General features: G+C 45.2%; 7 protein-coding genes. 4 read left to right on the top strand and 3 right to left on the bottom strand.

Translation table 11 applies throughout. The features are described from left to right. Positions 1-605: 605 nt before the first annotated feature. From HRU80_03760 to HRU80_03745, 4 genes are all read left to right on the top strand, one after another. Complete coding sequence (locus HRU80_03760; GenBank protein QOJ28034.1) at positions 606-962, top strand: response regulator transcription factor; 357 nt, start codon at positions 606-608, stop codon at positions 960-962. A 29-nt stretch (positions 963-991) separates the two neighbouring features. Then, on the top strand, positions 992-5,416 hold the full coding sequence (locus tag HRU80_03755) for an FG-GAP repeat protein (protein ID QOJ28033.1): 4,425 nt from the start codon (positions 992-994) through the stop codon (positions 5,414-5,416). Between the two features lie 36 nt (positions 5,417-5,452). After that, complete coding sequence (locus HRU80_03750; protein ID QOJ28032.1) at positions 5,453-5,656, top strand: hypothetical protein; 204 nt, start codon at positions 5,453-5,455, stop codon at positions 5,654-5,656. Positions 5,657-6,194: 538 nt separating this feature from the next. Further along, positions 6,195-6,827 (top strand): hypothetical protein, encoded by a 633-nt coding sequence (locus HRU80_03745; GenBank protein QOJ28031.1) that lies wholly within the window; start codon positions 6,195-6,197, stop codon positions 6,825-6,827. A gap of 442 nt (positions 6,828-7,269) precedes the next feature. Here the strand turns inward: HRU80_03745 and HRU80_03740 are convergent, their stop codons facing one another. From HRU80_03740 to HRU80_03730, 3 genes are read right to left on the bottom strand one after another with little or no spacing between them, the layout of a single operon-like run. After that, positions 7,270-7,890: a hypothetical protein gene (locus HRU80_03740; GenBank protein QOJ28030.1), complete on the bottom strand. Its 621-nt coding sequence runs from the start codon at positions 7,888-7,890 to the stop codon at positions 7,270-7,272. Between the two features lie 7 nt (positions 7,891-7,897). Beyond that, on the bottom strand, positions 7,898-11,098 hold the full coding sequence (locus HRU80_03735) for a caspase family protein (GenBank protein ID QOJ28029.1): 3,201 nt from the start codon (positions 11,096-11,098) through the stop codon (positions 7,898-7,900). Beyond that, on the bottom strand, positions 11,095-14,199 hold the full coding sequence (locus HRU80_03730) for a caspase family protein (GenBank protein QOJ28028.1): 3,105 nt from the start codon (positions 14,197-14,199) through the stop codon (positions 11,095-11,097). Before HRU80_03730 ends, HRU80_03735 begins: the two co-directional genes overlap by 4 nt. Positions 14,200-14,265: the final 66 nt, after the last annotated feature.

Raw genomic sequence — 14,265 nt, 5'->3', positions numbered from 1 at the left:
CAGTGCGGCTCTTTTCGATTAATAATAAATGAATATCCTTCGGCATAACTAATCACTAATTCCTCATTACAAATTATACTGTCCTTCATTCGGGATTTTCTTCGGACTCCGGTGGAGTCGAAAAATGGTAGAAATCGTAATTACCCCTCAAACCTAATCCGACTCCGGAGGAGCGTAAAGAATTATGAAGTTTGAAGTATGAATTATTAATCGCCGGAATGACTCCAGCGGAGCCGTAAGTTGGTAGAAATCCGGATGACCTGACAGCCCGACTCCGGCAGAGTTGCAAATTGGTAGAACTCCCTATCCCTGCATTAAAAATCTATAAGACTTGTCATAGGTCTTTCTCATTTCGCTTGCTTTCCGGTTTTACTGGGTGGAACCACTCAGAAAATTGAGTGGTGGCACTCATTGTCCCCCATAGCATCTCCGCTGTAATATTATCCCGTTAATTTTTTTCTTTTGTACACATAAAGTGAAAATATATATGAATGTATCCGGACTGATTCTTTGCCTGGGATGTTTCCCCTGTCTCAAGTCAGCCGCACTGAGGAGAAGGAAGGCCTCCGCTGCAGTATCAGAATCTCTCATCGCCGGGTGGAGATGTGACTAAGATTCTTTCCGTGGATGATAATCCCAGGGTAAGAAAAATGATCGCGTCTCTGCTGAAAAACCGGTATGATCAGTTTATTGAGGCAGAGGACGGTGACGAGGCACTTGAACTCTATAAATCAAACCGTCCCGATTATGTGATTATGGATTTAGAAATGAAGAATGTTGACGGATTAACCGCAACAAAAAATATAATTAATTATGATCCCCTTGCTCATGTGATAATTTTAACCGCGCACGAAACCAGTGCTTTCAGGGATGCTGCCATATCCGCGGGGGCAAGCGCTTTTCTGGGTAAGGATAATCTGATAATGCTGACAAATTTAGTACAAAACCATAACAGTATATAACAGTTATAAACTATCAGGTAGGTAATGCAATGATGAATAAGACTCAACAAGAGAATCCGCTGAAACTTTTTTCGCTGATTATTATGGGGACATGTATTGTCCTTTCACTTCTCTTTTCCGGACTAAACGGATATGTTTTTAATACTGCAAAAGAGAAAATCAGGTTCTCAGCGATCCCGGAATTTATACAAAAGAATCAGCCGTTGAATAATGCAGAAAAAGAAACGGCGGATCTTCAGAATTCTTCCTGGTACAGTTCCGTTATCAAAAGCTTAAGATCAGATGAATACAATATAAATTTTAACCCGGAGTACATGGCTTATCAGTCACCCAACAGAAGCCAGAACCTCCGGTTCATCTATCATAATGACGGCTTTACCGCTAAACCCCGACAGTTAAAAATACCATTATATGATATTAACGACAGGTCAGTCACTGAAGAAGAAAAAGAATACGGGGAAATAGCGGACTGGAAAATACGGTTCAAGCTGAAGGGTTACGGCAGGAAGAATGATCTGAAAACATTCTCCGGAAATGAATTCTCTGTCATCAAAAACACAGCCAAAATTGAGGATAAAGATTTCGCTATAACCTACCACAATAGCGAGGAAGGAATGCGGCAGGATTTTATAGTAAAGCATGAGTCCCCCGGAGAGGGATTGTTGCGCGTAGCAATCACGCTTGAAACCGATCTCAGACTCCGGGTTGGCGCGGATGCTCTGGCATTTATTGACAGTCAGGGGGAAGAAAAAATGAAATACAGCCGCCTGAAGGTATTCGACAATAATGGCGATATACTCCCCGCGCATTTTGAAAAGAAGAACGAAAACGAATTTGTCATCGCGGTCAATGACATGAATGCAGAATACCCGATAACTATAGATCCCCTTTCAACAACTGCTAACTGGACCGCAGAGATCAATCAGGTGGATGCATCATTTGGTGTCTCAGTTAATACAGCCGGCGATGTGAATGGTGATGGTTACAGTGATGTTATTGTCGGAGCATATTTGTATGATAATGGCCAGTCAAATGAAGGAAGGGCATTTGTCTTTCACGGTTCAGCAAGCGGCTTAAACACAACCGCCGACTGGACAGCCGAAAGTAATCAGGCAGAATCGAGATTTGGTAATTCGGTTTCCACAGCCGGTGATGTGAATGGTGATGGATACAGCGATGTGATTGTAGGAGCATATTTGTTTGATAATGGCCAGTCAAATGAAGGATCCGCTTATGTCTATCACGGTTCATCAAGCGGGTTGAGCGCAACAGCCAACTGGACGGCAGAAAGTAATGTGGCTAATGCCTTTTTTGGTTTTGCGGTTTCAACAGCAGGAGATGTCAATGGAGATGGATACAGTGATGTGGCTGTCGGGGCGTTTGCTTTGGCTAATCCATCCACTGATGAGGGAAGGGCTTATGTCTATCACGGTTCAGCAAGCGGAGTAAGTTCAACCGCAAATTGGACGATTGAAAGCAACCTGTCTAATACAAAATTCGGCAGTTCGGTTTCAACAGCTGGAGATGTCAATGGCGATGGCTACAGTGATCTGATCGTTGGTGCTCATTTTTATTCTAATGGGCAAACAAATGAAGGAAGAGTATATGTCTATCATGGTTCAGCAAGTGGTTTGAGCACATCAGCAAACCGGATGTTGGAGAGCAATCTGGCAGGAGCATACTTTGGAACTTCTGTCTGTACAGCAGGAGATGTCAATGGCGATGGCTACAGCGATGTGATTGTGGGGGCACCTAATTATACTAATGGACAATCACTTGAAGGAAGGGCATATGTCTATCACGGTTCTGCAACTGGCTTAAACGCAACCGCCAGTTGGACAATCGAGAGCAATCAGAGTCAAGCCTTATTTGGCTATTCAGTCTCCACTGCCGGAGATATCAACGGGGATGGCTACGGCGATGTGATTGTGGGAGCGTATTTCTTTGATAATGGACAAGACAATGAAGGGAGTGCATTTGTTTATCATGGTTCAGCGAGCGGCTTAAGCGCAACAGCAAACTGGACAGCAGAAAGTAATCAGGGACTCGCAAACCTTGGTTATTCAGTTGCAACTGCAGGAGATGTTAACGGAGATGGCTACAGCGATGTAATCGTGGGAGCTTATAATTATGATAATAATGAATCAAATGAAGGCAGAGCTTATGTCTATCACGGTTCAGCAAGCGGGTTAGCCACAACATCTAACTGGACTGCGGAAAGTAATCAGACAAATGCCTATTTGGGCTATTCGGTTGCCACAGCGGGAGATGTCAATGGTGATGGCTACAGCGATGTAATAGTGGGGGCAAGAAGGTATGACTATTTTACTGTTGATGATGGAAGAGCCTTTGTTTATCATGGTTCACCAAATGGCTTAAGCACTTCAGCAGACTGGAGTGCCGGAGTTAGTCAGGATAACGCACGCTTTGGTTCCTCGGTTTCTACTGCAGGAGATGTCAATGGAGATGGCTACAGCGATGTAATTGTGGCAGCAAATAGTCAGTATGATGGAAAGGCTTATATCTATCATGGTTCAGCAAGCGGGTTAAGTGCCTCTGCAAACTGGTCTGCTGCCGCGGGCTTTCAACCAAATGCAAATTTCGGAGTATCAGTTTCAACAGCGGGAGATGTGAATGGAGACGGATATAGTGATGTGATTGTCGGTGCGGACAATTACTTTGTTAACTGGGGCGGTGAAGGAAAAGTATTTGTCTATCACGGTTCAGCAAGCGGGGCAAGTACAACGGCAAATTGGACAGCCGAAGGTGAACTGGAGTATTCATATTTTGGAGGTTCAGTTTCAAATGCAGGGGATGTCAATGGTGATGGATACAGCGATGTAATTGTCGGAGCAATTTGGTCAGATTATGGAGATGCTGAAGAAGGCGCTGCATTTGTCTATCATGGTTCAGCAGGCGGATTAAGTGCTATTCCAAACTGGAGAGGAGAGAGTAACCAGGCAAATGCGCATTTCGGAATTTCAGTATCCACTGCCGGAGATGTCAATGGAGATGGTTACAGCGATGTGATTGTCGGAGCGTATAATTTTGATGACTTTGAATCAAACGAAGGGATTGCCTTCGTATATCATGGTTCTTCAAACGGATTGCTTTCTAATTCCAGCTGGAATTCTCAAAGTAATCAGGTTAATGCTCATTATGGTGTTTCGGTTTCCACCGCGGGGGATGTGAATGGAGATGGGTTTAGCGATGTAATTATAGGGGCACACTCTTATGATAATGGACAGACAGATGAAGGGAAAGCTTTTGTTTATTACGGTTCAAAAAACGGGTTAAGCACAACAGTAAACTGGACCGCGGAAAGTAATCAGGCATCTGCATATTTTGGCTATTCAGTTTCCAGCGCGGGGGATGTGAATGGAGATGGATATAGCGATGTTATTGTCGGGGCGTATCTTTATGATAATTCAATTACAGATCAGGGAAGCGCCTTCGTTTTCTACGGAAATGAAGGAACTGGTTTACGAAAAACATTGCAACAATACCAGCCATCCAGTTCAACGGTTTTAGGTCCCAATGGCTTAACAGGCGCTGTCGGACAGGTGAGATTAAACAGCTTTGGTAAATCTCCCTTTGGCAGAGCAGATGGTAAACTGGTATGGGAATATAAAAGAACAGGTCAGCCCTTTGGGAATAATGCCTCATCATCGGGTGAGGGTTCATTTACTGACTTAGGAACAACGCTAACCGGGATTGAGATAACTAATGATGTAAGCGGAATAACAGCCGGATACAATTATCGCTGGAGAGCAAGAGTAAAATACAGTCCGGTAAATAATCCTTTTCAGGTTTATAGTCCGTGGAGATACTATGAAGTCTATCAGCCGGAGTCTTTTGGAAGTTTTAAGGCGCAAAATACTCCACTCCCTGTGGAGCTGATCGCGTTCACAGGTTACGTTACTGAGTCAGGTGTTAAGCTCAACTGGCAAACCGCAACCGAAGTGAATAATTACGGCTTCGAAATCCACAGGACTCTTCAGGGATCAGGAGAAGATTGGGAAAATATCGGTTTTGTAATCGGCAACGGAAACAGCAACAGTGAAAAATCGTATTCTTTCACCGACGGTACTATTGTATCCGGAATTAAATATCTCTACCGGCTTAAACAAATTGATACCGATGGTAAGTTTGAATATTCACAACAAGTTGCAGTCTTCACCGGTAAACCGGAAAATTTTTCGCTTGAGCAGAATTATCCGAATCCATTCAATCCGGCAACCACCATTGAATTCAGCCTCCCCGCCGCTTCGGTGGTAAGGATAGAAATATATGATATGCTGGGGAATAAAGTAACAGAATTACTAAACGACAAACGGGAAGCCGGATATTATTCTGTACCGTTCAATGCATCAGCGCTTCCTTCAGGAGTATATGTTTACCGGATTGAAGCAGGTGACTATAGGGCTGTTAAAAAGATGACTCTGATAAAATAACTGAAAATTTCGATAGAGTAATTAAAAGGAAACATTATGAATAACAATATATTCAGTCACGTTAATTGGGATATCCGTCAGGGAGATTATACTTCAGGCGCTCACGATTACGCAGAAGGCATAAAACTGATGAAAAAAGATAAAAAGAAAAAGATGGCAGGTATCTATATCTCTGCCGCTTTGGTAATTACCGTCATGCTGATAAAAGTACTCAATTACAGTGCGGCAATAAAACTCTGACAGATTCTGACTCAACAGCCTCTGCCACAACCAGAGGCTGTTGAATTTATTCAAGCAACTGAAAATTCAGAGAACTGCCTCAGATAAACAATTATGAGGTTTGAAGTATGAATTATGAATTGCCAGGATGACTCCGGAGGAAAACTTCATAATTGTTAATGGTGAAATTCAACTCCGGAGGAGTCGAACATTGGTAGAAATCCAAATGACCCCACAACCCAATCAGACTCCGGAGGAGTCGAACATTGGTAGAAATCCAAATGACCCCATAACCCAACCAGACTCCGGAGGAGTCGCAGATTGGTAGAAATTTAATTTCCCACACAACCCAACCAGACTCCGGAGGAGTCGAAGGTTGGTAGAAATCCAAATGAGCACACAACCCAACACCGACTCCGGTGGAGTCGCAAATTGGTTAAAATCCTGATCTCTCAATAAGTTAAAATATTTCCGGAAAATTATCATCCCATGATAGAGTTATCAATGCCGGGCTCCGTATCATTCTCTATCTGAAACCTGATTTTACGCGATTACTAACATGGCAAATAGACTACCTATCCCGGATCTCGCTGCATTTGAAGCATTTCTTATCAGCACCGGCAGGCAGAACCCCGTAATCCTGCTTGAGGGCAAGAGAAGCATCCCCGGCGCAGATTCTCCCAAACTGGTGCAGCTCGGAAAAATTCTCGCACAAAGATTCACACATCTGCACTTCCGCTCGGGCAATGCGAAGGGAGCCGATGCGCTTTTTTCCTCAGGTGTTGCAGCGGTAAGTCCGGAGCGGCTGCAGCAGGTGATTCCATACAGAACGCACAGAAAAACAGTTGCGATCGAAGGTATATATACCATCCCCCTGGAAGATGTTAATCTGGTATCTGAGCCGGATGTTATACAATACACCGCAGATGCCAATAAAGCGGCAGCAGGACTGATTCCCCAATGGCTTGAAGGAAAGACCAACCGGCTGACTGCCAAGGTGCCTTATCTGCTGAGAGATACGGTTAAAGTACTGGGCTCTGTAAGCGCATCACTCGAACCTGCTGATTTCGCGATATTTTATGATGATCTTGCCAAACCCCGCAGCGGAGGAACGGGGCATACTATGAAAATCTGCGAAAAGCACTCCGTGCCGTATATTGATCAGACAGTCTGGATGAAGTGGTTTGATTAGTATAAGAGACGGTTATGATTCTCCTTAGCGTTACTTTACGGGATATTCTTCTTCCTCTGCGTTAAATCATGGCGTTTTCAATCTTCCATTTTCAACTATCAATTCTCAGTTAATTTGCGTCTTTTCTGGGGGCTGATGGGACGCTGATGATACGGATGCTGAAGCAACGCTGATGAACACGGATCGGAAAAATCTCTGCGTCTTTGCGCGGGATTCTCTCCCTCTGTGTTATTTTGCGGGCAACTTTGCTTATTTTGCGTTAAATTTTTTGCCAACAGAGGTTTTTAAGAATAAGACAGATTATTATATGTCTGTACGAATAAATCCCAATTATCTATTTAACAAACACTAGCTTTGAATCAGATTTAATTCACAATTCACAATTCACAATTCACAATTCACAATTCACAATTCATACTTCATAATTCATATTTCATAATTCTTAGTATATATCTCTGAGCAGTTCAACTTTTTTATTGAGTTTGGAGGGTATTCTTTTTGGGATTCTAATCTTGCTTTTGGAGTCAAACACTATTTCATTCACATACTCATATCCGCAGAAGAGGTAATCAAACCAGCAGTACTTCCGCTGATCATGGGAGTCATTCTTGGAATTAAGTGTAAATCGCAATGAATCCCCCTGATGCAGCTCCCCAAACCGGAAATCATCACGTGCAGGGTCTCCTATCGTATAGCGGTTACCAGAATAATGCAGCGAAAGAGAGAGGTGATCTCCATTCATCTGCATTCTAAAGATACCGGCATTACGCGGATGCTTAGCATCATGAAAGAGCAGTATATCCTCCATTCCCGCAAAGCTAGTCTGAAGATAATCCGTCAACACAATGAATCCGGAACTGAGTAACTTTTCCTCACTCCCCCTCAGGTCATCCTGCAAAAATAAAACACCTTCGCTGAAGTATCCCGTTTCAGATATTATACTTTCCGGCATGGAAAGTATTTCTTTCACTTTATAATTCCCTCTCTGGTCCTTCGGAATATCCCGGATATTTGCGAACACCTGGAGAAAAAGAACAGGGTGCTTTAATGACAGCTTCTTCATTGTCTGATTATTTGCACACTGATACGGGAAAATCCTGATACATCATCCAGCTCATGGGATATTGCGGTGTCAGTTTATATTTCTTCTGCACTTCTTCAAGTTTACGCCGTGCGTAGAACTCCATCTCCTTAACCAGCAGCACGCCATCCTTATCAAAATCCCCCATGCAGTTCAGCGCTTCTGAAAGAGCATAGCTGTATATACCCATCCCCAGAGCCGGAAGCTCCTTAGCGGCACTATTCCGCGCGGATGAGGCAAGCAAAAACATTCCGGAGCTTCTTGCAAGGGACTGTATCGCCTTTTCCTCTGCCACACCCCTCATGGCAAATACCTCCACCGCACCCCCGGCCTGACAGGCATCTATAATCAGAAGCTGTTTGTTTGCCGAAATCCGCTTTGAGTATTCCCGCAGCTCACTTGCGGAGATTCCACGTGCAAGTGAAGCGGAGTCAGAAGTATACATATTCTCCATATCATGCAGAACAAAATAAAAATCACCCTCTCCACTCTTTCCCGCACTGAAAACACCGTGCCCCGAATAAAGTAAAAGGAATATATCCTGCGGCCTTGCAAGAGCCGCCACCGAATCAAGCGCGCTTAGTATTTCCTCTCTTGAGGCATCACTGTTAAAGATCAGGCGCTCTGATACTCCGGCGGTAAAACCTGATGTTCCTTCCTTAAATTTTTCAGAAAGTATCCGGATATCAGAGACTGCATTTTTCAGATCGTAGGCGGGATTGATATATTCATTCACGCCGATACCTACGATATAAAGTTTGCTGCGCGGAAGTGAGCCCTGCACATGCCAGGATTCCGTTACCGGCATGGATTCAATGCCATTCAGTGATGCTGCAATAAGCGTAATCCTGTTGGTATCAGGCAAAAGCTCTGTTTCAAAAACCAGAGAAAGAGTATCCCCCTCTTTCGCAGCACGTGAAGAAAACTCCTGTTCAGCCGCCAGCTTGTCATTAACAAATAACCTGACCCACCTGATGCCTCCCCCCCGGTCAACGGTTTCTATATCAATCAGATTTTTTCCGCTCTTCAGTTTGGCACCCCTCTTTGGTGAAGTTATTTTTATATCAGGAGGAAGCTTAAAAAGAAATTTCTCTTTAATCTCCTCATCACGCAGCGGGATGAGTGAGCCCCTGAGCGCCTCTCCAGAAATGGAGGGATAGTAATTTTCATTAAAAAAAGATTCAAGCGGAATAACATCATATCCCTTCACAAAGTGAAGCAGTTTCATCCCTTCCTGGCTTGCGTCAAATCTTCCGTCGGGAAGCGTTACTGCCCAGTCGGTTTTATTAAAACCGGAGACAGAAAATTCCTCTTTCCCCGTTAAGGTATTCCATATCCTGAGCTGTCCCGTTGCCGTAGTGCCAGCAATCAGCCGGCTGTCCGGAGAAAACGCAATAAATGCAATATATACCCCTGTATTATCATGGCGGTGGAGCAGTTTCCACTCTGAAGTCTCATAGAGATACACCGCACCCCCGACCGCTGCCACGCCAAGCTTTGTACCGTCAGGCGAGAAACGGACATCGGTCACCACCTGATAACTTGTGGTAATTTTTCTGATCAGTCCGCCTGTCCTGCCGTTCCAGATATATACGCAGGAGTCTTCTGCCGTAGTTGCAATCAGCTCTCCGTCAGGCGACCAGGCTGACGAATAAATTACCGAGCCATGAGAGTGAAGCGAAAAAAGGGAATCGTATGTCTCGGCATTATACACGGTAAAACTGTACCAGCGGTCCGCAAGCGCGAGTTTTTTGCCGTCAGGCGAAACCGAAACATTAAAAATCTCTCCGGCAAATCCTTTCTGCTTCGTGAACTCTTTTTTCGCTGTTGAATAGATCAGCAGGGCTGAATCCGGAAGGGCAATATATACAACAGATCCGTCAGGGGAAAAGACCGCGCTGTTTACCATTCCCGGAGGTTTATCCGTCCGGCTGATTTCTCTTCCGGTCTCAGCTTCCCACAAAACAATCCGCTTCTCATTTATTCCGGCAATTGTTTTTTCATCAGGCGAAGCAAGTGTATACAAAAATCCCTCCCCGTCAGTAGGTATTTCCGTCACTCTTCCGTCAGAACGGAAAATATTCACCCCCTGAATAAGCGATCCGGTCACCAGAGTATTCTCCTTCCCGAAGAAATCCATAGCGGTCAGATAGCGGAGATTGGATTTGAATTCACGTGTTTTTCTCCGGCTCTTAAAATCAAACTGGAAAATCTCTCCGTTGCCGCTCCCTGTATAGACGTATTTCCGGTCAGGAGAAATCATCAGCGAAGTGAGGAACCTCCCCGGAGCAGTTACCACTCCTGTGCTTTTCTGAGTGATCTGATTCCATATACCGGCTGATGAATCACTTTGCTGCACCGCCAGATATACGCCATCTGCTGAAAACTCAAAGCGGTATATCGTGTCGTTTCCAGTTTCAATAGTCGTAAGAAGCCGCCCTTCTGCAGCATCAAGGATGTGGATATTGCCATTGAGCGAAAGACCGGCATACCGTTCATCTGCGGATATAGCAAGCCCGCCGGGAATTCCGTCATTGATATCATAGGTGCGCTTGCTGTTGGAATTAAGAAAATTGCTTACCGCAAGCTGATATACCTTGCTTTCAAAACCGGGTCCGGTTATCAGAAACCAGGTACTGTCTTTTACTGAAAATACCGATGAAATAAGCGTTCTTTCAGAAGAGATCAGGCTGAAGTAAGAAAATAAATGTTTCATCGGTTCATCGGGCCGTGAAATGCTGATGCTATACACCTGTCGTTCCGCGGTGGCAAGAATCAGAGAAGTGTCGCCGGCAAAGGCAAAATCAGCCAGCTCAGCGGTGTTTATCAGCCGCACCCGGTCTCCTGATAACGCTTTCCATATAACTACCGAGCCGTCTTCTGAAAGGGCGGCAATTGTCTCTCCGTCTGGTGAAGCTGCTATTTTTTTAATTTTTCGGTTATGCCCGCTGAAGTTCCGTATCTGCCGTCCGGTTTCAGCATTCCAGAGTATCACATTACCCAGCAGATCACCGGAAAGGATATATATATCCTTAAACGGAGCCAGCGCGCTCACCGCGGGTGCGTGGCCTGACTGCGGCACAAGCTCCGGCATCCCCTCTTGAGCAGATACCTTCTGAAAACCAGGCAATATGGCAGCCATAAAGAGCAGAACTTTTAGCAATAACGCAACGGGATGTAATAAACTCATTTTTCAGCTCTGCAGACTGTTACCGGAAAATCCTGCATTACCATCCAGCTTACCGGGTATTGTGGAGAGAGGTTATACTCCCTGGTCAGTTCAAAAAGCCGCCGGCGCGTGTATTGTTCTATTTCACGGACGTTCACCACGCCATCCCGGTCTATATCACCCAGGCAGTTTATCGCTTCATAAAGCGCATAGCTGTATATACCCATTCCGAGCGCTTTGACCTCCTTGGCCAGCTGATTCTTCGCGCTTGAAGCAAGAAGAAACACGCCGGAATTTCTTGCCAGTGAATTAATTGCTTTCTCTTCCTGCACACCTCTCAGCGCGAATGATTCGAGCGCCCCTCCTGCCTGACAGGCATCTATTACTACAAGCTGCTTGTTTGCCCTGATACCGGCAAGAAAATCTTTCAGCTCGGATGAGGAAAGCCCCTGTTTCTTCATTTCATTTGCTCCGCCATACATATTCACCACATCATGCAGCACAAAGTAAAAATCTTCACTGCCTGTACCCTCGCCTCCCACAACACCATGTCCGGAGTATAACAGAATAAACACATCAGCCGGTTTAATCTTTTTCTTCAGGCGGTTTAGTTCTTTCACTAATTCTGCTTTCACTGCTTTTTTGTCGGTAATAAGCCTTGTTTCAATCCCGGCAAAAACTCCTTTACTTCTATCCGCCAGAAGAGCAGAAAGCTTCTGCACATCATTCACCGCACCGGTGAGATTATATTTTTCATTTTTATATTGATTAATACCTATGCCGAGAATATATAAACGTGATGCCGGTTTAGTGCCTTCGGCGAAAATTCTGGTTACAGCCGGGGCGGATTCCATCCCGTCCGGATTATCGGCAACCACGGAGATAACATTAGTATCCGGAAGCAGTTCCACCGTAAACATATATTCTTCCGCTGCTTTGGCTCCCGCCCGCCTCTGCTCAATAAGTTTTCCGTTGTGGTAGAGTTTTACACTGCTTACTCCCCCTCCGCGGTCAAATACCTTTGCGGTAATGGCTGTTTCTCCCGTTTTGAATTTCTTTTTTTCACCGGTTACTATTTCGACCATCGGAGAGGGTTTAATCTCCTCGATGGATTTTCCGCTCCCTTCGAAAGGACGTATTTCTCCGCTGAAAACCCCTGCAATAAGTCCCGGGGTATAGTATATATCATAATAGGATTGCAGCGGAATGATTTCGGTTCCTTTTACCAGATACATCAGTTCAATACCGGTCCGGGAGCCGTCAAAGCGGCCGTCTGGCATAAGGGCTACCCAATCCGCGCTGTCCAGGGGAACAAGCTGCACAAGTTTTTCCTTCGTATATACATCCCAGATAATTACGGTGCCGTCCATACTGCCGCTTGCCAGAAGACTGTCCCCCTTCATAAACGCAACCCCTTCAATCCAGCTCTCATGCCCCTTCAGTTCCTCGGTTTCTCCGGATGTAACATTGGCCAAAAAGAGATTTCTGTCAAGGTTTCCGAACGCCATGTGCTGCTTATCACCGGACCAGGCAAGTTGACGCTGATAGGTATCATTGTCATACAGAGTTGTAATTACACCGCCGGTTGCCGTTTCCCATATCTTAACACTGCCGTCAACACTGGTTGTGGCAAACATCCTGCTGTCAGAGGAAAAAACAATATCAGAAGTGAGTTTCTGTCCCGGAAGAATTTTCTCCGTGGAGACTGAATCAAAATGCCAGAGTGTAATGGTTGAGTCCCTGTTTCCCGCGGCAAGATATTTCCCGTCGGGTGAAAAAGCAAAGGATTCATAGTATCCCCGCGGAGCATAGACAAAGACGTGCGCCTCCTCCTTTTCTGCGTTCCACTGCCACAAAATGGAATCTGCCCCCACGGCCGTTATCAGGGATCCGTCAGGAGAGTACCCCACATCACTGACAGTCGCCTCCGGTCCATTATATATAAAGAATGAGTCAGGCCTGCCGGTAACATACTCAACCACGCCTCTGCTGTATGTCCCCGCCAGCAGATGGGTACCGCTCGGGGCTATATCAAGCGCGCCGGTAAGATCAAAGCGTGAAATTCTTCCCATCACATCCTTCCTGCCAAAACTCCAGGAAGCGATTCCGTAATCATCAACGGAATAAAGAACATTGTTCAGTTTATCATATTTGATTCCTCTTACCCCGGAACCCGTCGTGATAACATACTGCCACTTGCCGTCCCGGTATATATTCAGAATACCTGAACTGAGGCTATAGGCAAACCGGCTGCCATCCCGTGAAAGAGCCGGACTGCTGAATTGTCCCAGATTGTCAGCAACGATAAAATCTCTTTTGGGAATAATCTCAATTCCGCGGATTTTGTTATCCCATCCCGCGGTGAACAGCATAAACGGGTTCTCGGTAATTACAATATGCTCAACTCTGCTGGTATGAACTTTGGCTGAATAAAGAAGTGTTTCGTTGTAAGTATCCCAAAGCATTACCGAGCCGTCTCCAAAACCCGCGGAGAGATACTTGCCGTTTCCTGAGAGTGTAAGAGCTTCCGGCTCAGCGGACAGAGAGTCAGCAATAGTATACGTTTTATCCTCAGTGCGGTCATGCTGGAAAAGGCTACCCGCTGCGGTAATCCATGCAACAGTCGTCCCATCCCTGCTTATGGCAAGCTTTTCCGGTACGCCTCCGGCGTCTATCTGTTCCTTAACCGTACCGTCGGCCAGATTAAGTATATATATGCTGTCAGCAGTGAGCGAGGTTACCGCGCAGATCTCCCCGTCATCAACAACTGCTTCTCTCACTGATTTGCCGGGTTCAATGCTTCTGATCAATGCCCCGCTGCGGATGTCAAAGAGATACAACTGACTGCCCCACGCAAAACTGAATGCTGTTGTATCCCCCTTCAAAAATCTCACATACCGGACCCTTTCATCATGCAGACGGATTGTACGGAGTTCTCGTCCGGCCTCCACATCCCACAGTTTAATGGTTTCATCATCAGACCCGGTCAGAAGAAGCCTGCTGTCAAAAGAAAAATCCATAGTTCTGATAATACGCGTATGTCCGATCGGCACAACCAGCTCCGGCACCTGCGCCATCAGCTCAATTATTGTAAAGCTAAGCAGTAAAAAAGTAAAACGCAACAAATGAGTCAGGAGATAATAGTTAAGAGTTAAGAGTTAAAAGTTAAAAGTTGAAAGTTGAAAATT

The organism is Ignavibacteriales bacterium (assembly GCA_015709675.1).
Lineage (GTDB): Bacteria > Bacteroidota > Ignavibacteria > Ignavibacteriales > Ignavibacteriaceae > H2-BAC3.
The sequence above is the reverse complement of the archived record's forward strand: the minus strand, read 5'-3'. Positions and strand labels throughout refer to the sequence as shown.